General features: G+C 43.5%; 16 protein-coding genes, 2 tRNA genes and 2 pseudogenes. 9 read left to right on the top strand and 11 right to left on the bottom strand.

What is annotated here, in order from left to right:
• Positions 1-565 precede the first annotated feature (565 nt).
• Both OCV44_RS04865 and OCV44_RS04860 read left to right on the top strand, forming a co-directional pair.
• Positions 566-1,204, top strand: coding sequence for a YchE family NAAT transporter (locus OCV44_RS04865; protein WP_004734056.1), 639 nt, complete (start codon positions 566-568; stop codon positions 1,202-1,204).
• Positions 1,205-1,353: 149 nt separating this feature from the next.
• Positions 1,354-2,199, top strand: coding sequence for an ion transporter (locus OCV44_RS04860; protein WP_029224605.1), 846 nt, complete (start codon positions 1,354-1,356; stop codon positions 2,197-2,199).
• Positions 2,200-2,248: 49 nt separating this feature from the next.
• On the opposite strand, the gene OCV44_RS22240 is transcribed toward OCV44_RS04860, so the two are convergent.
• Positions 2,249-2,800, bottom strand: coding sequence for a prepilin-type N-terminal cleavage/methylation domain-containing protein (locus tag OCV44_RS22240; RefSeq protein ID WP_139685369.1), 552 nt, complete (start codon positions 2,798-2,800; stop codon positions 2,249-2,251).
• Positions 2,801-2,919: 119 nt separating this feature from the next.
• Positions 2,920-4,038, bottom strand: coding sequence for an aspartate-semialdehyde dehydrogenase (asd, locus tag OCV44_RS04850; RefSeq protein ID WP_012603520.1), 1,119 nt, complete (start codon positions 4,036-4,038; stop codon positions 2,920-2,922).
• A gap of 500 nt (positions 4,039-4,538) precedes the next feature.
• Between asd and nhaC the strand changes: the two genes are divergently transcribed.
• On the top strand, positions 4,539-5,975 hold the full coding sequence (nhaC, locus tag OCV44_RS04845) for a Na+/H+ antiporter NhaC (RefSeq protein ID WP_139685370.1): 1,437 nt from the start codon (positions 4,539-4,541) through the stop codon (positions 5,973-5,975).
• Between the two features lie 115 nt (positions 5,976-6,090).
• Here the strand turns inward: nhaC and OCV44_RS04840 are convergent, their stop codons facing one another.
• The 4 genes and pseudogenes from OCV44_RS04840 to yejK form a co-directional block, all read right to left on the bottom strand.
• Positions 6,091-7,269 (bottom strand): chemotaxis protein, encoded by a 1,179-nt coding sequence (locus tag OCV44_RS04840; RefSeq protein WP_139685371.1) that lies wholly within the window; start codon positions 7,267-7,269, stop codon positions 6,091-6,093.
• 75 nt (positions 7,270-7,344) lie between these two features.
• Positions 7,345-7,872, bottom strand: a pseudogene (locus OCV44_RS22280) (Hpt domain-containing protein); the annotation flags it as partial.
• Between the two features lie 146 nt (positions 7,873-8,018).
• A pseudogene (locus OCV44_RS22275) lies at positions 8,019-8,805 on the bottom strand (Hpt domain-containing protein); the annotation flags it as partial.
• Positions 8,806-8,901: 96 nt separating this feature from the next.
• Entirely contained in the window at positions 8,902-9,906 is a 1,005-nt protein-coding gene (gene yejK, locus OCV44_RS04830; protein WP_139685373.1) for a nucleoid-associated protein YejK, read from the bottom strand.
• Between the two features lie 84 nt (positions 9,907-9,990).
• On the opposite strand from yejK, the gene OCV44_RS04825 reads away from it, so the two are divergent.
• From OCV44_RS04825 to OCV44_RS04815, 3 genes are all read left to right on the top strand, one after another.
• Entirely contained in the window at positions 9,991-10,218 is a 228-nt protein-coding gene (locus OCV44_RS04825; RefSeq protein ID WP_004734063.1) for a YejL family protein, read from the top strand.
• 27 nt (positions 10,219-10,245) lie between these two features.
• A complete protein-coding gene (locus OCV44_RS04820; protein WP_139685374.1) occupies positions 10,246-12,042 on the top strand; it encodes a DUF3413 domain-containing protein in 1,797 nt (598 codons plus the stop codon).
• Between the two features lie 138 nt (positions 12,043-12,180).
• A tRNA-Ser gene (locus tag OCV44_RS04815) sits at positions 12,181-12,271 on the top strand.
• A gap of 460 nt (positions 12,272-12,731) precedes the next feature.
• On the opposite strand, the gene OCV44_RS04810 is transcribed toward OCV44_RS04815, so the two are convergent.
• The 3 genes from OCV44_RS04810 to OCV44_RS04800 form a co-directional block, all read right to left on the bottom strand.
• Positions 12,732-12,875 carry a hypothetical protein gene (locus tag OCV44_RS04810; protein ID WP_261900930.1) on the bottom strand — a complete coding sequence of 48 codons (144 nt, stop codon included), beginning with the start codon at positions 12,873-12,875 and terminating at the stop codon, positions 12,732-12,734.
• A 78-nt stretch (positions 12,876-12,953) separates the two neighbouring features.
• Positions 12,954-14,138 carry an NnrS family protein gene (locus OCV44_RS04805; protein WP_139685401.1) on the bottom strand — a complete coding sequence of 395 codons (1,185 nt, stop codon included), beginning with the start codon at positions 14,136-14,138 and terminating at the stop codon, positions 12,954-12,956.
• A gap of 36 nt (positions 14,139-14,174) precedes the next feature.
• Positions 14,175-14,618 carry an RrF2 family transcriptional regulator gene (locus tag OCV44_RS04800; RefSeq protein WP_139685376.1) on the bottom strand — a complete coding sequence of 148 codons (444 nt, stop codon included), beginning with the start codon at positions 14,616-14,618 and terminating at the stop codon, positions 14,175-14,177.
• Positions 14,619-14,943: 325 nt separating this feature from the next.
• On the opposite strand from OCV44_RS04800, the gene OCV44_RS04795 reads away from it, so the two are divergent.
• Positions 14,944-15,034: transfer RNA gene (locus OCV44_RS04795), tRNA-Ser, on the top strand.
• Positions 15,035-15,099: 65 nt separating this feature from the next.
• On the opposite strand, the gene OCV44_RS04790 is transcribed toward OCV44_RS04795, so the two are convergent.
• Complete coding sequence (locus OCV44_RS04790) at positions 15,100-16,020, bottom strand: histone deacetylase family protein (protein ID WP_139685377.1); 921 nt, start codon at positions 16,018-16,020, stop codon at positions 15,100-15,102.
• Positions 16,021-16,281: 261 nt separating this feature from the next.
• Between OCV44_RS04790 and OCV44_RS04785 the strand changes: the two genes are divergently transcribed.
• Positions 16,282-16,968 carry an SDR family oxidoreductase gene (locus OCV44_RS04785; RefSeq protein WP_139685378.1) on the top strand — a complete coding sequence of 229 codons (687 nt, stop codon included), beginning with the start codon at positions 16,282-16,284 and terminating at the stop codon, positions 16,966-16,968.
• A 7-nt stretch (positions 16,969-16,975) separates the two neighbouring features.
• On the top strand, positions 16,976-17,977 hold the full coding sequence (locus OCV44_RS04780; RefSeq protein ID WP_139685379.1) for a DUF3080 domain-containing protein: 1,002 nt from the start codon (positions 16,976-16,978) through the stop codon (positions 17,975-17,977).
• Positions 17,978-18,030: 53 nt separating this feature from the next.
• On the opposite strand, the gene OCV44_RS04775 is transcribed toward OCV44_RS04780, so the two are convergent.
• Positions 18,031-19,992, bottom strand: a complete 1,962-nt coding sequence (locus OCV44_RS04775; RefSeq protein ID WP_139685380.1) for a DNA topoisomerase III — start codon at positions 19,990-19,992, stop codon at positions 18,031-18,033.
• Between the last annotated feature and the right edge of the window lie 102 nt (positions 19,993-20,094).

Raw genomic sequence — 20,094 nt, 5'->3', positions numbered from 1 at the left:
CGTTCTTAGTAAATTGCTTTCAGGGCTGAGTATATTATTTCACTGTGTGAAAAAAATTGACCCAGATCAGTTACCCAAAAAGAATTAACCAAAAAGTAGTAAGGCAATCGCAAAAACCGACTTAAGATCATGATTTATATAGATTAAAATCACACTTTTAGTTAGTTCAAAAAACAAGCAAACAGACAAATTTTTTCTACATTGCGTAACAAACTGTAAAAAAGTTTCATTTTTAGTCAGTTAAATTACATGTATACAGCTATATTCGTGCTACTGAGAGTATATCCATACCGTTGCACGGGCTAGATTTTGACATAATTTTTATTAAATTCGTGCGATGGTTAACAGTTACTCGATAATAAATTACAAAATGAAACACTAACGACCAACTTGCAACAAGGCCAATACAAAAGCGATATTCAATTAGTTTTTCTAAAAATAATCCCCTATTTCAGGTTAGTTTTTTTCATTCGTGCAAATCCAATTTGTCCCTTACATTACGCGCTCTGACTATTCACAGAATCAAACCTTCAACCTTAAAATTCGCTAACTGGAGATCGCTCTCATGCAAGGCTTAGAACTCGCTATTTTTATGCAATTCTTCCTTGGGCTTGTTGCTGCCGTAAACCCAATCGGCATCATGCCTGTTTTTGTTTCTCTTACTGCACATATGCCACCAGAAGAGAGGAACAGGACAGCCTTACAAGCCAACATTGCTGTTGCCGTTATCCTAATAGTGTCGCTTGTTGCTGGGCAAATGCTGCTTGATATGTTTAGCATATCGCTAGACTCATTCCGAGTTGCAGGTGGGTTGCTATTATTGAGCATCGCATTTTCGATGATGAGCGGTAAGCTCGGTGAAGATAAACAGAACAAACAAGAGAAATCTGAATACATCAGCAAAGAGCAAATAGGAGTCGTTCCTCTTGCTATGCCCTTAATGGCGGGACCTGGGGCAATCAGCTCTACCATTGTTTATGGGTCTCGTTACCCTGCAGCCATTGATACTGTGGGAATTGGTATTAGCATCATCGCGTTTGCAACCTGCTCTTGGCTTCTGTTCCGTTCGGCGCCGGTTATCGTTCGCTTTTTAGGTCAAACAGGTATCAACGTGATCACACGTATCATGGGCTTGATTCTTGGCGCATTGGGCATCGAGTTCATCGCCAATGGCCTACGTAACCTGTTCCCAGGTTTGGCATAACGTTTAACGGCATTCCGGTTGCTCTATAAAGGGCAGCAATATTGAAATATAGATGAGGCGAGTAAAGCGATTGGGCTTTCACTCGCCTCGTTATTATGAAGCTTGTATAATGACTGTTAATACATTTAACAAAAGATGAATCTCTCCTTATGTCACGCAAGCCACTCAAGCATCATTTGTACGTCATTATCTTTGGTACTCACACGCCAGCCGGACGGGCATTTGATATTTCTCTGATCGTTGCAATCTTGGCTTCGCTATTGGTTCTGATCTTAGAGTCCATCCCTAATGTCATGACCGAATGGTCACAACAGCTGCGTTATATCGAATACACCTTTACAGCACTCTTCACTCTTGAATATTTGTTAAGGCTCTATTGTTCTCCGAAACCAAAATCTTACGCCACCAGCTTTTATGGTGTTGTTGACCTCTTAGCGATTCTTCCGACCTACCTAGCGATCATCTTCCCAGGCGCTTCATTTATGGGTGTGGTGAGACTGCTGCGTGTGATGCGTATCTTCCGAATCCTAAAACTGGTTCGCTACCTGCAAGATTCAAACATTCTGTTACGTTCACTGTTAATGGCAAGACGAAAGATACTGATCTTTTTCAGCACAGTGGGCATCTTAGTTGTTATCTTCGGCGCGCTTATCTTTGTTATTGAAGGGCCAGAAAACGGCTTCACAAGCATTCCCCACAGTATTTATTGGGCAATAGTAACCATTACTACGGTTGGCTACGGTGACATGATCCCTCAAACCGCGTTAGGTAAAGCGATCGCATCTCTGACCATGCTACTGGGTTACTCTATTTTAGCGGTACCGACAGGGATTATTACTGCAGAGCTCAGCAACGAGATGAACTCGCACAAAGAGTTGGTAAAGTGTCCAAACTGTAACCGCGCCGGCCATGATTCGGATGCTATGTATTGCAAACACTGTGCGAGTGAATTGGCAGACCCCGACAAGCGTGTCGTCACTGACGAGACAGAATAAAAATAAAAAAAGAGCTCTTTTTAATTTGCGAATCGTAAATATGAAGCAATTAGCAACCGCTGGTTTCTGTCACTACTTTAGCTTCTGCGCCACTGCTGTCTGAAAAAGCATGTATTTCATAACGTGCATAACACTGAGTAGCTTCTATCTCTTCTTTACTTGCATAAGTCGAATTTCCTTCGATTAATTCTGACAAAGTAAAGATCATATACACGGGTGCCGTGTTTCCAGGGCGATAAGTATCGTAAGGCGCCCAAACAAACTCTGTACCGTCAGATATTTTATTCGAAGCATCTAGTTCTATAAAGAGAGGCATCCCTTTGGGTTTAACTGCTGGGAACCCATAGTGATACTGTCTACCGCTGTCATCTTCGGTTGCTTTATCAGCCCACTGATCGCGTTCGAACCCCTCAAGAATCCCCTTCCCATAGCCAATTTCTGAGGCACCCCTCAAAGCTGCTCCAACACCTTCTATAACTGAAGCTCTAGCATCATCCTGAATGTTTAAAAACTTAGGTGCTGCGACAACCGCTAAAACACCTAAAATAACGATAACAACGACTAACTCAATAAGAGTAAAACCTTTTTGGGTTGCTTTCATTTTATGACTCCAATCTTAATCCACACTAAATGTAAGGCTTAAATGTCAGAGCTTTGTTATATGAAACAAAAAAAAGCGCCCAGAGGCGCTTCTTCATTAAATATTCTCAAAAATGAGAGCTACGCTTTCTCAGCAAGGATAATGCGTAAAGTACGGCGTAGTGGTTCTGCAGCACCCCAAAGTAATTGGTCACCTACCGTGAACGCATTTAGGAAATCGTTACCCATCGACATCTTACGCAGACGACCGACTGGTACAGACATTGTGCCTGTTACTTTCGCTGGTGTTAGTTCCTGTGCCGTGATGTCGCGGTCATTAGGAATCACTTTAACCCAATCATTGTGCGTCGCGATGATCTCTTCGATCTCATCCATTGGCACGTCTTGCTTAAGCTTAATAGTTAGTGCTTGAGCGTGACAACGCATTGCACCGATTCGTACACAAGTGCCATCAATTGGGATTGGCTGACCATCTAGACCAAGAATCTTGTTCGCTTCCACGCCGGCTTTCCACTCTTCTTTGCTTTGACCGTTTTCGCGCTTCACATCGATCCAAGGAATCAGTGAGCCCGCAAGCGGAGCACCGAACTGATCGGTTGGAAATGAAGATGAACGAATGGTATCAGCGACTTTCTTATCGATATCAAGAATTGAACTTGAAGGGTTTGCTAGCTCTGAACTTACGCTATCGTTGATCACACCCATTTGTGAGATCAGTTCACGCATGTTCTTAGCGCCCGCACCGGAAGCGGCTTGGTAAGTCATGGCACTCATCCACTCAACCATGCCTTTCTCGTATAGACCACCCAAAGCCATAAGCATTAAGCTCACAGTACAGTTACCGCCAACGAAAGTGTTAGTACCACCGTGGATGCCTTGTTGAATTTGAGCCAAGTTAACAGGATCAAGAGTGATGATTGAATCCGCGTCCATACGTAAAGTAGAAGCCGCATCAATCCAGTAACCTTTCCAACCCGCTTGACGCAGTGCTGGGTATACTTTTGATGTGTAGTCTCCACCTTGACAGGTAATCACCGCATCAAGTTGTTTTAGGCTATCAATATCAAAAGCGTCTTGAAGTAGACCCGCATCTTTACCGCCTAAAACAGGGGCTGGAATGCCAATCTGAGATGTACTGTAATAAACAGGTTCAATCAAGTCGAAGTCTTTCTCTTCAACCATACGTTGCATCAGTACAGAACCAACCATACCGCGCCAACCAACTAGACCTACTCTCATCGCTCACTCTCCATGTATAAATTAAAAATTGCTATCCCCCATCTATAAGTTTTTCAGAAACAGAACTCAAGTGCTTTTTGTCAAAAAGTGTAACTTTTTCGTTTCTTTTAAGTGAACGCAATGATTCATGCAGTTATCTTTGTATCGACATTTAATCTCCACCTCATTGATAAAACGCCCATTATCCTCAAATTCAAACATTTGCATCGTCAAAACAGCTTAATCCCACTCGCGTCACAAACAGTAAATCCCTCTTTTTAACCAATACTATCCAGAATAATACTTCACAAAACGAAAACAACGTGCGACAAGTTTCAACATGTAACAACCATGAATTTAACAATATTTCAGATAATGAAACCACGATTAACTGCGTTAGCAGTCAAATATCACAACTTGGACGTATTTTTTCGATATAATAACCTAATTACTGTAGTGTCCGTTTTGCACCACACACCATAACGAAGCACTATAAATGCTCGAAATCACAAGAGGCTTTTATGAAGCAGAGTAAAACTCGCCTACCGAACCTATTGCAGGTATTCATCGCGTTAGGATTATTTCTATCCCTTGCTTTTTCCTTTACAGCAAAGCTTGACCTTCCAATTCAACTTGCCTTGTATATTGGTTGGTTCATTATCATGGTTCTTGGTATTCGCCTTGGCCACGAATACAAAGACTTAGAAAAAGCAGCACTCAAAGGAATATCCAATGGCTTAGGCGCGGTTTTAATACTTTTAGCCGTTGGCGCTCTTGTTGGTACATGGATCTCAGGCGGGATCGTACCTACTATCATTTACTATGGTCTGAAAGCTATCCACCCTTCTATCTTCCTTTTAGCGACCATGATTATCTGTTCTCTAACCGCGTTAGCTACTGGTACTTCTTGGGGCGCTGCAGGTACGGCCGGTATTGCGATGATGGGTATTGGCCAAGGCCTAGGTGTTCCAGCACCAATTACTGCAGGTGCAGTACTGTCAGGCTGTTACTTCGGCGACAAGATGTCTCCACTTTCTGATTCAGTAATATTGGCTTCTTCAATGTCTGGTGTTGAAGTGGTTGAACACATCAAGGGCATGCTTCCAGTTGCGTTAATCAGCTACATTATTACTGGCATCATGTTTACTGCGTTTGGTTTCCACTACGCAGGTAACGTTGACATGAGCCAAGTAGATTCTGTCATCAAAGCAATGGAAGTTCAGTTCTACATCACACCTTACTCATTTGTCCCAGTGCTGATCGTGCTTGGTCTGTTGGCTTTCCGCATGCCTTCATTCCCGGTAATCAGCTTCGGTTCTCTACTAGGTATTATCTGGGCAGTCATGATCCAAGATATCGATTTCCTAACGGCATTCAATACTGCTTGGGCACCGTTCTCTATCTCCTCTGGCGTAGAGTTTATTGACTCGATTCTTAACCGTGGCGGCATGTCTTCAATGCTGGGTTCGGTAGCGGTGATTGTGTTTGGTTTAGGTTTTGGTGGCTTACTGGATAAAGTGGGCGTATTAGAGACGATTGCTAAGGTGTTCGAGCGCCGAGTAAATAGCGCAGGCTCTCTAGCAACAAGCACGATCGGTACGGCCTTCATGGGTAATGTATTCGGTTCTGCAATGTACGTGTCGTTAATCCTAACGCCAAAAATCTGCGCGAAAAACTACGACCGTTTAGGTTATCAACGTAAAAACTTATCTCGTAACGCTGAGTTCGGTGGCACGTTAACTTCAGGCATGGTTCCTTGGAGTGACAACGGTATCTACATGGCGAGTATTCTTGGTGTCGCAACGCTGTCTTACGCTCCGTTCATGTGGTTGAGCTTCATCTGTATCCTCGTGACTATCGTAACGTCTTACATGGGTTGGTTCGTTGATAAATGTGAACCAACAGCACCAGCGCTTGAATCTGAAGAAGCCGCTGAACTGAGCAAGCAACAAGCTTAAGCTAATGTTTTGATACTTTAAGGCTTTAGTGCGTAAGCACAAAAATGTTGATGATATAAATGCCAAAAGAGCGCCCTAGAGCGCTCTTTTCTTATCTACTGATTTATCTATTTGTTCATTTATGTATGGTTCGCTTGCCCAACCAATAACCTATGCCTAGGGGTGCAAAGAACACCACCAAAATAAACAGGATGAAGTAGATAATCACACCTTTGATTAACTCCATCAGCTTATCTATCGCGAGAACAACCACTTCTTGAGAGACGCGATCAAGGTCTTGCGTAAACAATTCCCTTTCTGAAGTCACAATGCCTGCAATTTCAATGCGCTCTTTCGCAACCATTTCGACCAAAGCTTCTCTTTCACGTATCACCATTTTTTCTAACGCCACACGTTCTTCAGTGAGCATCGCTAATTTTTGATCTGTCTTATCACTCAGGTCGTTGAGTAGAGGCTGCATTTCTGTCGACATAATCGAAGCTAGCGTTTGCATGTACTCAGGGTTATTCTCAATGAAGTCCTGCATGCTTGCTGATGTTTGGCGAAGGCTTTCCAACGTCATCGATAAGTCCTCACCCGTTAGCGAGCTATTCATCGCCACCAACTCAGCTTTCCACGTCATCAATTTTGGCGTTTGATCAGCCATTAGGCTTAAGCGGTCTGATGCATCGCTCATGGCTTCTGGCATAGTACCTAGGCTCTGAACGATTTGAGATTCGTCTTTACCCAGATAAGCCAGCCATTCGCGATAAGCAGGCGTACTTCTGAAGGTAAGATCTTTAAAAGGATTACTCGCGGCAAACTCTGCGACGAATGCTTTGCTGCTCTTGAAATCACTCGAGCTCAATACACCCTTTGCCAGTTTCTCTGCTTCTTGGTCAAGAGAATGAGCAGTCTCTACCGCATTATCCGTCACGAACAGATCCGCGCCATCGCCTTGGCTATAAAACTGATTCATTTGGGCTGTGAAAACCCATGAGTCAATTAATGCTGACATTGGGGAAGTTTGGTAAGCCGCTTGTTGAAGTCCCTGCTCTGCGTGGATCTTCCAAAGCAACACATAAGATTGATGTAAGGTGTCATCAGCAGGGTAAGATTGCGCAATGAGATCGGCCGAGTCTTCTACTCGTGTAAAAAACATCTTGGCGTATTCACGCGTCATGATCCGAGCCTGTAACTCTTGCTGAGTAAGAGGCGTCGTTTGACTATCTAGCTTAACTTCCAAGAGAGAACAACCACTTAGCACAATGCTAAGCACCAACACTATCCAATTTCGACTCGAAACTCGTGACATATAAACCTCTAACAAAGACTAAGGGCGCGGATTGTATGAGCGCTTCGTCAGAGTATTGTCAAAAAATTACAAAAGTTAACCTTGGGTATTTAAATAGTCATGAGCAGAATCCACAGAGGCTTTGATTGCCAGCTCTAGTTCAGCTAAATCGTGCTCGCTGATGGCTCTGGACTGCTTCATTGTCATTTCAATAGTCGCAGCAATGATCGCTAGCCGAGACGCTTTGATGCTGCCAGCCACACCTTTTAAGCTGTGCACAATGCGAGCCGCAGAGGTTTCATCCTTGATGAGTAGAGATTTGAATCTGGTGTAGTCATCAGCGTGATCTTCGACAAAGACCCCGAGCAACAATTCAACAGATTCGGTATCGCCATCGAGAGTCTCTAGCATCTCTTCAATATCAATCGCTGGCTTTGAATCCGTCACACTGGCAATGTGCTTCTCTGGCTCTTGCACCTGTTCTGGTGTTCGCTGAGTTGGGGTTTGCTGAATAGAATTTTTCTGAACCGGAACTTGTGGAATAGGCTCTTGTAAAATAGGTTGTTGTACAATAGATCGCTGGCTTGTCACGCTGGAACTCTGCTGAGGTTGGGCATCAGAATGTTGACTCGCTGGCGTAATATCTAATACGGAAGAGTCATCACTTGGTGGCGTCACCGCAGAAGAAGCAATATCGCTACAAGAAGCTGTAGTGTCGTGAGAAGGCGTATTGTTGCGAGAAGAAGATAGAGCAGCTCCTTTAATGAATTTGGAGGATCTAACGCTCCACAACACTAACGCAATCATTGCCACTAAGCTTAAACCTAGCATGACCAATAAAAGAGTGTACTGACGTCCATGGAACTGATCTTCAAGTTTAATGATCTGTTCGTTTACTGAATTCTTCTTGATTTTATCGACTAAATAATTGAGCTGAGCGTAATCACTCAGTAATGTTGAAGCATCAGCCAGTAACTGTTGAAGTGCATCTTGCTCTTCAGATTTTAATGAGTAAGATTTTTCAAGAATGGAATCGAAGGCGCGATAAGTCGCTGATGAACTTTGGTTATCGGAATACATAGCTTCAAAAACGACGACACCAAATTCGTTGAGTAGAGGCTTTAGCTTAGGGGAAAGTTCAGTATCTGTGCGCAACATTTTAATGTTATCGACGATATCTTGTACCTGGCTCTCTATCGGAATGAATTCATCAAATTTTTCTAGGAATTGATCAGCAACGTAAAGCAGTTGGTTCACATCAGGGCGAAACAAGGCATGTTGAAAATCAGATTCAATCTGCAGTCGGATCGAATAAACTAACTGAGCATCGAGTGCTAAATCATTAATACGGGAGACTCGCAGCGGCTCAGAGAAATAAAGCGATTGCCTCAATTCATTAACGCGAATACCGAGTTCTTCAATTTGAGCGAGCGAGTGAGAGTAAGAACGACTTAGATTAAGGAGAGCCAGTGAAGGAAGTAGCCACAGAGCCAAAAGTGCAACCAAAAAAGTTGCTGGTCTTTTAAAGCGATTGGGCTTTGCTACTGATTGTTCCATCGATATTCCTTGTTCATGCGAACTCTAAACCATTATGTTGCTAAACATAAACAAGCGACAACAACCTGCTGTCGCTTGCTACCTAATCACTTCGAACTATGACTTATTGCGAGTCAGTTGATCACGTAAGTTCGGTGGCGTCCCTTTAATGGTTAGCGTGTCTGTCTCTGGATCGTAGAAGATACGCTCACCTAAAAGCAGACTATCAAAACTAACATTCAAACCGCCACCAGCACCAACAAATTTTGTTAGTTTACGCATAGTTGCGCGGTCTGCTGGGAAACTGTCTTCTAACTCGTAGCCTTGCTCACTAGTATAGTCAAAGAAGCTTGTACCATCTGTGCTTGCTGGCAATTCTCCAGAAAGTTCACGAACTTGAACTTCATCACCCGCTTTAAGCTGTTCGTTACAGTAATCCGCTACTTGTTTTTTATAGCTGATCGCTTCCTCTTTCTCTAACTTAGAGTCAGAAACAAAGTCTTCTACCGCTTGCATCAATACTTGGTTTTGCTGCTTAGCATCCAAGCCTACTTCTGCTTGAAGGAAGTCTAAGAAGAAGTCAGCGACTTTACGACCAACGCGCCCTTTAATATAAGTAAGGTAACGGTTTGACTCTTTGTCTGTGTCGTATGTTGAAAGATCAAGGCGCGCAACAATATCCATCTTCGAGATATCAAGGTAATCCGTCGCACTAATATCTAGCCCTTCAGTTACTTTCAAACTTTGGTTTGAAGGCAGTAGTCCGATGAAAAGGTAGTCTGTCGCCAAAGATTGATACTCAGCCAGTACCAAAGTGCCTTCATCAGCAAAAGGATACTTTGAAAGCTCATCTTTTAGACGTAGCGCACTTTTTTGAGAGAAATCATAAAAACTTTGCTCTCCAGCTCGAAATTCATGCAACGACTTCTGGAACTCGCTGTCGGATTTGAAAGAACCAAATCCTTTACCTGCTTTTGAATTAAAAACTCGGTGAAGTTCAGCGACTAGGTTTTCAGATGCAGTATCGTTTTCTAGGGATTCAGCACGATAGTTAACAATCAGCTCTTCCTGATCGTTCTTGCTTAGCTGGTGTAAAATTACGTTGGAAAGGTGAAGGCTCATAGTGAAAATATTACCGTTCAGGTTTCAGTTGTTGTGCATAGTAGGTTATCATAAGCCGCTTTTACTATCATTATTAGAGTCCTTATGCCGATTATATCTAAATACACAGATGATCAAGTTGAAAAAATCCTAGCTGAAGTAGGTGCTGTACTGACTAAGCACAAAGCTTCACCTGAGCTTTCATTGATGATCGCTGGAAATATCGCAACCAATGTCTTAAATCAGAACGTTGCTGCTTCACAACGCAAAGGAATTGCTGAAAAATTTGCCGAAGCTTTAATTTCTTCTCTTGAAGATAAAAAGTCTCACTAAGTTTGATTGACGGAAAAAGAATTATAAATGGTAGACAGCGCAAACTCATATAGCGATCGTGTATCTCGACTGGTAGGTTGGGGCCACTGGTTTGCATTTTTCAACATCATTGCTGCGATGTTGATTGGTACTCGTTATATTACTCAATCTGCTTGGCCGGAAACCCTATTGGGTCAATTCTATTTGGCTGCATCATGGGTTGGTCATTTTGGATTTTTGGTGTTCGCGCTCTATCTATTAGTGCTGTTCCCACTCACTTTTATTCTTCCGTCGAGGAAGTTATTACGTTTGGTTGCCGTTATCTTCGCAACCATAGGTTTAACTGTCCTACTGATTGATACCCAAACGTATCAAAATATAAACCTCCACCTGACACCTGTCGTGTGGGAGGTTTTATTCAGTGGAGAGGAGTCTGCACTCACTTCTGATTTGCAGCACCTCTTCATTGTAATGCCACTCATCTTCTTATTGCAGCTAGGTCTGTCTGAGTGGGTTTGGCGTAAGCAACGTAAACTGTCTCATAAACACATTGGCCGTCCTATTACCGCCGTCTTCTTCTTGTGTTTCATCAGCAGCCACTTGACCTACATGTGGGCTGATGCGTATTTCTACAACCCAATTACAAGCCAGAAAGCGAACTTCCCACTGTCTTATCCTATGACAGCAAAAAGCTTTATGGAAAAGCATGGTCTATTAGACCGTGAAGAGTATTTACAGCGTTTAGAAGCGAACCAAGAGAACGTAAACTTAGTTAGCTACCCGCTAGAAAAAATTCAATACAACCGCCGCAGTGCTGATCTTAATATTCTACTTGTGAGTGTGAATAATCTTCGCGCTGATGCACTCAATAGCACTGCGATGCCAAGCAGCTATGCCTATGCACAAAAATCAATCAACTTCACCAATCACTACAGTTCAAGTAACGACATGTTTGGTATTTTCGGATTGTTCTATGGCCTTCCTAGCAGCTACGCAAGCAGCATCAAAGCACAAGGTTCGAGTGCGGTACTGCTCGATGTGCTAGATCATCACAATTATACACTTGCCGCTTTTAGCGGTGATGACTTTGACGACGCCCTTTACCCGGAAGTCATCTTCCGAGGCCGTGATGCGCTCCCAGAGCAAGCAACAGATGATGACCAAAGCGCAATACAAGCTTGGTCTGAATGGGTTCAATCACCACAAGCAAAAAGCCCTTGGTTTAACTTTATTGAACTAACAACGCTCGATAACTTCTCTAGTTACGAAACAGATGTAACGTTGCCTACCGCTGAACGTTTTACTGCAGACTACCAAAAATCGACTCAAGCGGCGGATGTTCAGTTAGCGAAAATCTACGCAGAGTTGGAGCGCCTAGATCTTCAAGACAACACTGTGGTTATCATTACCTCTAACCACGGTACTGAATTTAACGAGACGAAAACCAACAGTTGGGGTGCAAACTCCAATTACAGTCGTTACCAACTACAAGTGCCTCTGTTCATCAAGTGGCCAGGTAAATCAGCATCTGAATATACTCACCGTTCTAGTCACCTAGATGTGTCAGTCACGCTAATGCAAGAGCTATTAGGTGTATCTTCGAACCCTACAGATTTCAGTAGTGGCCGTAGCCTGTTTGATGAGCGTAGAAGAAAATGGATTCTTGCAGGAGACTCACGTGAACTTGCTCTTGTTACTGACCAACAAACAACGGTGTTAGATAAGTTTGGTAACTACAAATTGTACGATCAGAATTACAAACGTCTGAAAGATGTAAGCCCTCGCTTGCCAGTGTTGATGCAAGGCCTTACTGAGTTACAGCGGTTCTATACCAAAAATGACTAAATGATCATCAAAAGGAAAAGGGAAGCCAATGGCTTCCCTTTTTTATTACCGTGAATGATTAGAAAACAAGCAACAAAACAAAATTATGAAAATTAAGGGTTTACAAGATCCTCTGCCCCTTATATTATTCACGCCACTGGAGGGATGGCTGAGTGGTCGAAAGCACCGGTCTTGAAAACCGGCAACCGTTAATAGCGGTTCTAGGGTTCAAATCCCTATCCCTCCACCACATTAAAGAAAGCCGCTGAGAAATCAGCGGCTTTTTTGCATCTAGCGTAAAGTTAATCGAAGTTTAAGATCTGATGTCTAACAGTATCCAAAGATCGTATTGTCGATGACTTGGTTGAAATCGGTGACTCACGAGACATCTTCAACCGCACAAGCCTAATACGGCTCTACCGTTGTTTGAATATCATCACCCTATCTCAATGTATGTTCTCTTCCGCATTCCGGCTCTCGATACAAACCTTAACCCACACTTATCTACGCAGCGCGTTCATTCAAGATGACGAAACTGGTGATGCATACCCGTTGGGTTTCATTCTTCGCTAAAAAGTCAGAATCCACTGCAGACTCGAATAGTATTCAGGTTGATTTCAAGCTCGCATCATAAAGCTATAAAAACAAAAAAATCCAGAGGCTTCATCGAAGTCTCTGGATTTTTAAATTTGGCTTGAGTGCAGATCTAATTAAGCGTTTTCTTGCTTAGTCTCTTGCTGCTCTGCTTGTTTTTTTTGTTCAGCTTCATTTGCTTTTTCTTCGTGGTTTGAACCACCACATCCGCCACAACAGCTCATAATTATGCTCTCTTTGATTGTATTTAAGTAACTCATTAAGGTCATAATATTAAAGATGCATTTTAAATGCAACTTTAATATTAGCCAAATTGGCTGCTTGGTGTCTTGAGGTATTTAAGCCCTTGGTTTTATTAAAATTGGTAAGTACAACACAACGAAGCAACTGTAGGCGACAACCCACAGGGCACTGGATAAGGTGATGATAGAGACAATATTATCTATAAAGTATCCACCAAACACTCGAACAATAAAGGCAAAAACAATGGCGATTAACGCCGCAGTCATTATTTTACCAATCGCAATAGTTCGACCAGTATGCCCTAAAGACACACGTGAGATCATGGATAAGATCATCACTCCCATTCCACCAACGGTTAAGGCATGAATCGCTTGTGATTGTGTGACCAATGGAGAAATGATCGAAGCACCATATAAGACCAACCCTAACGAAATGGCCCAATAGCTTAAGTGTAAAGACCACACGAGAGGAGTCTTAAAAGTCACCCATATTTTCCACCTTACAGCCCTAATCGCATTTGCCAAGCCACTGACAATAAACACGGAAGCAACGATATCTTGTGGAACTGGAAGTACCTCGAAGCTCAACACAACGGCGAAAATCGTGCTCACTATGCTCAGCTTTTCGAGCCATGGTAATGCAGGAGTTCGTGGGGTCTGTGTGCCATTCGCGGTAAACATAGGAAAGACTCGTCCACCCATAATGCACATTATTAGAGTCACCAGCAGCACCATGCTTGAGCTCGCTTGTGAAATTAAGATTGGCTGCTGAAATAGAACACCATAGTGCATCGCCGCATTGGCAACAGTCATTAGCAGCAAAATAGGAACGAACAACAGGTTTCGCCAAAGCTTCACACTGACAATATTGTGAGCAAGGTAAATGACAGCGATAGGCAAAAACAGTAAATCGAGCGCAGCCACCAACCAAGGGCTAAACACACTAGGCAGGAACATTGCTATTCTCGCACACAACCAGATAGCCAGAAGTATCATTAGCCCGCGTCCGTTAATACTGCGGACACCCGTCCAGTTTTGTACGGCCGTCAGTAGAAAACCAACCACGACAGTGGCTGCAAAGCCAAATAACATTTCATGAATATGCCACCACATTGCTCCGCCATAAACATTCAGAGTTGCGCTACCATTCCAAAACGCGGCCCAACCAACTAGAGCAGCAATACTAAAAAGTGATGCAAACAAAAAAAACGGTCGAAACGCGATCTCAAAAAATGCCGTCATTGAAACGCCATTGTTAGAGGAGTGATTTAAATCTTTCATCATCGTAAACCTAGTGAGTAAACAAAACTTGCTTGCTTAAATAACGTCAACCGCCAAAAGTTGCCCTAGTTTGTAGCTGTGCCCTTCGCCGAGGAGATCTTGCAAGCTATAAGCGTCTAAGCTTTTGTAAAAACACTCTTGGGCTTCAGCAAAGATAGTTTTTAACTGGCAATTTGGTGTAATGACACAGCTATTACCCTCGCCAAAACACTCAACCAAGTTACGCTTGTCTTCTAACTCTCGAACTAACGTACCTATGTTGATCTGACTTGGATGGCAACTGAGTTTCAAACCACCATTTTTGCCTCTTGTGGCGATCAAGTGTCCTTTGAGGTTGAGTTGCTGAACGATCTTCATTAAATGGTTTTTAGAAATGCCATAACTGTTAGCAATATCGCCAATAGTGCTAAGAGATTGGTTGTTGATCGCTAAATAGATCAGAACGCGTAGGGAATAATCAGTGTAACGTGTGATATGCATGTTGGATATTTCACTCTATAAGATGCATTTATTATGAATCTTATAGACAACAAAGGCAAGTTAACCCTAATGAGGAGTGATGGCTAAGCACCAACAAGCGAAGGCGTCGATCTTAATGACGTTTTTCACATTTGTTGTATGAAACCCTTTTTCCACCTTCCTTTCTCAAACGATATCTATTCCTCTAAATCGAAGCGATCAGGAACATTTTTCGATATATTTTCACTCTGGCCATATAAAAACACACAAACTTGTTCATAAAAAAAGCAGTCAGTTAATAAGGGTATTTACAAGCGAATCGCCCCACTATATTATTCGCAGCACTGGAGGGATGGCTGAGTGGTCGAAAGCACCGGTCTTGAAAACCGGCAACCGTTAATAGCGGTTCTAGGGTTCAAATCCCTATCCCTCCACCACATTAAAGAAAGCCGCTGAGAAATCAGCGGCTTTTTTGTATCTGGAGATCGCACAAGTTCACCGTTCAACTGCTGACAGCAAATGCCGCCTTCAATAACTGCATATGAATCGGCACCAGATCTTGGTGCTGAGTACGATACCCACCGCCCACTACGCACGCCATTGGAATAGACTCTGATTTCGCTAATTCAATCATGAAACAATCGCGTTTAAATATCCCTTGCGTTGAAACATTCAAATAACCCAGTTCGTCATCTTGATGGATATCGATCCCCGCATCATAAATAATCAGATCAGGTTGATGGTGAGCAATCGCTAACTTAGTGACTTGTTCAAAACAACGCTGAAATTCTTTATCTTCTGTTTCACGGCTTAGTGGCACATCTAAATCAGATAGAGGTTTACGCGCAGGGAAGTTCTTATCGCAGTGGAAAGAAAGAGTAATGATGTCGTCCTTCTCTTGGCAAAGAGTTGCTGTGCCGTCACCATGATGAACATCGCTGTCGACGATAAGCACTTTATCGATATGTTCAAAGGTCAGCGCATGTTTTGCCGCTAAAACCAGATCGTTCAACAAGCAAAAGCCGCTACCAAAATCATGGTGTGCGTGATGATAACCACCACTCAAATGAATCGCCAAACCACTCTCGATGGCCATTTCTGCAGCCAAGCAGGTTCCACCACTTGAATAGAGTGTTCTTTCTATAAGCTGTTCGCTCCACGGAAAACCGATACGTCTCATTTTTGCTGCAGGCAAATTTCCAGAAACCAGCAAATCGACATATTCACCATCGTGCACCTGCTTTACTTGTTCTACCGAAACAGGCATTGGCTGGAACATTTCGAATGCATTACCCCATTGTGGATCGCTATCCATTAGCGCCTCAACAGCACTGTGTAACAACTGATATTTGTTGATTGGGTAACGATGACCTTCTGGTAAAGGTAACTGCGAATAGATTGGGTGGTAAATTAAAGGAATCATAATCAAGTAAATTGCGTATCTTTCTCAAAATCATAACAGTCTCAGACTTGGCGACAACCTTAATTAATGATAATAATTATCATTACCTTCAATTAATTCCAGAGACAACAATGAAAAACGTAATACTCATCTGTGGTGTGATCTGCGGCTCAACAGCAGCAGTAATGATTTTTGTAGGAATGCTAATAGCCAGTTGGTGGAGCGTTGATTTTCTCGTGTTAAGCCATCAAACTTAACTAATTGAACTGAAAAGGACTCACCATGAGCGTTATTTTTATTACTGGAGCGAACCGCGGCATAGGCTTAAGTCTGACTCAACAATACTTGAAAGGTAATCACAAGGTGTACGCAACGTATCGTGACGCCTCTTCAGCAACAGAACTGCTCTCACTCGCAGAGCACAGTAGCAACCTGACCTGCATTCAATTAGAAATAACCGATTATCAAGCAGTAGAACAACTCCCCTCGCAAATAGAGTCGATTGATATCTTGATCAACAACGCTGGCTACTATGGCCCTAAAGGTTACGGTCTGGGTAATACCGATGTCGAAGAGTGGCGTCGTGTATTTGAAATCAACACAATTGCCCCATTGAAGCTTGTCGAGACTCTATTACCTCTTATAGAAAGTAGTGACGTCAAAAAGATCGCCTGTCTTTCGTCTAGAGTGGGTAGCATGTCTGAAAACACATCAGGCGGAGGCTACATCTATCGTTCATCTAAAGCCGCTTTAAACTCCGTTGTGAAGAGCTTAAGTAACGACTTGACCGATAATGGCTTCACTGTATTAGCTCTGCATCCAGGCTGGGTACAGACGGAAATGGGCGGACCTAATGCTCTTATTGATACAGAGACTTCAGCTAAAGGCCTTGTGACTGTAATAGAGTCATCGAATACTGAAGTGAGTGGTCACTTCTTTAATTTCGATGGTAGCGAAATAGACTGGTAGCCGTCACATGGGTCGTCGCGTTATCTCAAGCTTGCTCGTACGTTCAACACTTTTGTGTCTAACAATGGTGCTAGCTGGATGTTTCGATGACAGCCCACAGAACTACTTCGACGACTATCAGGCCAAAATAGCCAACGTGCAAGATGCTGACGAGATACAGGAAGACTGGGATCTCGACAGCTTACCGAGAAAGCGAGAACTGTTTATTGAAGTTCCTTCGCTCTCTATCGGGCTTATCGACAGCTATCAACTTCGACAATGCGGATTATTCAACCTGATTGCAGAAAGAAACTCCGTACTTGGAAAAGTCGCCGACGAGTTCCGAAATTACGATTATCAAGTCGCTCTACTGGAAGGTGTTGGTCAATGTTTATCTAATAACGAATTAGATCCTGAGATTGTAGAATTACTCAGAGAAATCGAGCAACAAAAACTCGCACAATTTCCACTGCACCAATGGAATCTCATCTATGCCAGTGAAGCCATGCAGTCGCAAATGCGTGGTAGCCAGTGGTTACGTGCCGATATTGGCGAACAAGTACGACAGACAAGTGACGCGCTAGAGCACATAAATCAAGCGTTAAACACACCGCTCGTTTCCGGCAAGACTACTGAGGTTCAAGAAATATTAGAGAAGAGTTCAACCCTTGGGGATTTGTACTACTCACTATCTCGTGCTTCGGCCGAACTGGATACCATCACCCAACAACTCACAACTTTTGATGCCAGCATCATCTGTGGCAAACAGCGAGACACGACCAAGTTTAGATATCTCAACAATGTGTTTGAGCTGCAATACATTGGCAAGGTTCAGCCTTACATGGCACAATTGGATGGCTATTATCAACAGTTAGCCCCGCAACTTGGTATGTTTGACGCGCAACCTGAACTACACAGCTATTACTTTCCTATCCAAGATGCACATCAAGCCTTTCGAGCATCAACCCGTCGCCATGTTGATTACTGGCAGACGTTGTTTAAGCGCTGCGGACGCAAGGTAGGTCGTTAATCTTGATTCCCAATATCAATAATGGGTGTTGTTAGCTTTCAGTTTCTAACTGATTAACTTTTAGCGCCTTTCTTCGCGTAAGTCTTCTTCCTTGTCCCACCAGCTTTGCGACGTTTAAAGGCAGGTCTTTCAACTTTAGGAAGATGACGCAGGGATTCAGGAACTTCACCCGTTTTTACCTTGCCCATCAAGCCGTCGATCTTGCTTTCTAATTCTTGCATGAAGGGCTGATACGCTTGGTTTCGTTCAGCCATACCTTGTAACTGATGCTCCCAGTGAGCGGTCATATCGGGAAAGGTCGAGTCCTCAGGCAAGGCATTAATCAAACCTCTCCCCGCAGGGCTGCTATGAATGCTTTTACCTTGTCGAGTTAGTAGCTGTCTTTTGAACAAAGTATCTAGAATGCCCGCACGAGTTGCCTCTGTTCCAAGGCCATCGGTCTCTTTCAAAATAGCTTTAAGGTCTTTGTTTGCCACAAAGCGCGCAATACCGGTCATAGCTTGTAACAAGGTCGCTTCGGTAAAGTGTTTTGGTGGCTCGGTTTTCTTATCGCCAATAATACCTTCACGACACGTCAGCACCGTTCCTTTATCCAGCGGAGGAACCGTATCTGTGCCATCGCCTTTCTCTTCGGTGTCCGTTTTTCCCATCAACACCTTCCAACCTGGGTTGATAAGCTGACGCCCTTTCGCGATGAACACACCACCAGCGATATCAAAAACCAACTTAGCATCCGCAAAAACAGCAGGTGGGTAGAACTGCATCAGATATTGGCGGGCGATTTGCTGATAGATTTTCATCTCATTGGCAGATAGGCCATTCACCGCTGATTTCTTCGGCGTTGGGATTATCGCGTGGTGAGCATCGACCTTACTGTCGTTCCATGCTTTGGATTTAAGAGAAAGATCCGCGCCTTGCGCACCACTTTGCAGCTCTTTCGCATTATTGGCGATAGCATCCACGACTGACTCTCGTTGCGAATAATGATCTTTAGGTAGATAGCGGCTATCAGAACGTGGGTAAGTGATGAGTTTGTGTTTCTCATACAATGACTGACAAGTGTCGAGTACCTGTTGAGCGCTCATACCAAAACGCTTAGACGCATCAATCTGCAGAGCTGACAGCGAATAAGGGAGTGGTGCCGCTTGTTTGCTTTGCTTTTGCTCTGATTCCGTCACCGTTGCAGGCTGATTAGCAATTCGGTTAGCAACATTCTCAACCAGCTTTCGATTGAGCACGCGGCCTTCTTCATCTTGCCATGGTTTACATGCTTCGCTTGGTTTCCAACGCGCGCGAATATCAAAGCTCTGGCCGTTGTTTTGATAAGGGATCAAAGCGTGCAGAGTGAAGTAATCTTTAGGAATGAAGTTTTCGATCTCTTCATCACGCCTTACGACCAAACCAAGTACAGGCGTTTGCACTCGCCCTACCGACAACACGCCTTGGTAACCCGCCTTTTGACCAAGCAAGGTGTAAGCTCGGGTCATATTCATGCCATACAGCCAATCGGCTCTAGAGCGTGCTAAAGCGGAAATAGACAGTGGGATAAAATCGCGGTTACTGCGCATTTGAGAGAGCGCACGCTTTACCGCTGGCAAGTTCAAATCACTGATCAGCAGCCTGTCCATCGACTCTTTCTTGGTCTTAGATACCTTGCAGTAGTCGATCACTTCATCGACTAGCAGTTGCCCTTCTCTATCCGGGTCTCCTGCATGAACAATTTGTGTCGCGTCTTTCAATAGCTTTCGGATCACCGTGAGCTGTTTGCTTGACGTCTTACGAGGTCTTAGTTGCCATTGCTCTGGCACAATAGGAAGATCGGCTAAGTTCCACTTCTTATAACGGTCGTCATAAGCGTCTGGCTCAACCTGCTCCAATAAGTGTCCAATACACCAAGTCACCACATCCCCATTGCCACATTTGATAAACCCTTGGTCTTTCTTCTGTGGATTCGGTAGTGCAGCGGCGATCGCGCGGCCTAGGCTTGGTTTTTCAGCAATAATAAGACGAGACATGTTTTTCCAGGTGCTACAAACAATTAGGGCCACATTATCTAATGTGGCCCTAATAAATCAAGGAAAACTGGTTGTTTATACAGTTAGCATTCCACTATTCAA

The sequence above is a fragment of the Vibrio tasmaniensis genome (assembly GCF_024347635.1).
Lineage (GTDB): Bacteria > Pseudomonadota > Gammaproteobacteria > Enterobacterales > Vibrionaceae > Vibrio > Vibrio tasmaniensis.
This window is presented reverse-complemented; position numbering and strand designations above follow the sequence as displayed.

Bases quoted from the DNA above. Each gene is read 5' to 3' on its own strand.
- OCV44_RS04865 (WP_004734056.1), top strand. From the start codon at position 566: ATGCAAGGCTTAGAACTCGCTATTTTTATGCAATTCTTCCTTGGGCTT.
- OCV44_RS04860 (WP_029224605.1), top strand. From the start codon at position 1,354: ATGTCACGCAAGCCACTCAAGCATCATTTGTACGTCATTATCTTTGGT.
- OCV44_RS22240 (WP_139685369.1), bottom strand. From the start codon at position 2,800: ATGAAAGCAACCCAAAAAGGTTTTACTCTTATTGAGTTAGTCGTTGTT.
- asd (WP_012603520.1), bottom strand. From the start codon at position 4,038: ATGAGAGTAGGTCTAGTTGGTTGGCGCGGTATGGTTGGTTCTGTACTG.
- nhaC (WP_139685370.1), top strand. From the start codon at position 4,539: ATGAAGCAGAGTAAAACTCGCCTACCGAACCTATTGCAGGTATTCATC.
- OCV44_RS04840 (WP_139685371.1), bottom strand. From the start codon at position 7,269: ATGTCACGAGTTTCGAGTCGAAATTGGATAGTGTTGGTGCTTAGCATT.
- yejK (WP_139685373.1), bottom strand. From the start codon at position 9,906: ATGAGCCTTCACCTTTCCAACGTAATTTTACACCAGCTAAGCAAGAAC.
- OCV44_RS04825 (WP_004734063.1), top strand. From the start codon at position 9,991: ATGCCGATTATATCTAAATACACAGATGATCAAGTTGAAAAAATCCTA.
- OCV44_RS04820 (WP_139685374.1), top strand. From the start codon at position 10,246: ATGGTAGACAGCGCAAACTCATATAGCGATCGTGTATCTCGACTGGTA.
- OCV44_RS04810 (WP_261900930.1), bottom strand. From the start codon at position 12,875: ATGAGTTACTTAAATACAATCAAAGAGAGCATAATTATGAGCTGTTGT.
- OCV44_RS04805 (WP_139685401.1), bottom strand. From the start codon at position 14,138: ATGAAAGATTTAAATCACTCCTCTAACAATGGCGTTTCAATGACGGCA.
- OCV44_RS04800 (WP_139685376.1), bottom strand. From the start codon at position 14,618: ATGCATATCACACGTTACACTGATTATTCCCTACGCGTTCTGATCTAT.
- OCV44_RS04790 (WP_139685377.1), bottom strand. From the start codon at position 16,020: ATGATTCCTTTAATTTACCACCCAATCTATTCGCAGTTACCTTTACCA.
- OCV44_RS04785 (WP_139685378.1), top strand. From the start codon at position 16,282: ATGAGCGTTATTTTTATTACTGGAGCGAACCGCGGCATAGGCTTAAGT.
- OCV44_RS04780 (WP_139685379.1), top strand. From the start codon at position 16,976: ATGGGTCGTCGCGTTATCTCAAGCTTGCTCGTACGTTCAACACTTTTG.
- OCV44_RS04775 (WP_139685380.1), bottom strand. From the start codon at position 19,992: ATGTCTCGTCTTATTATTGCTGAAAAACCAAGCCTAGGCCGCGCGATC.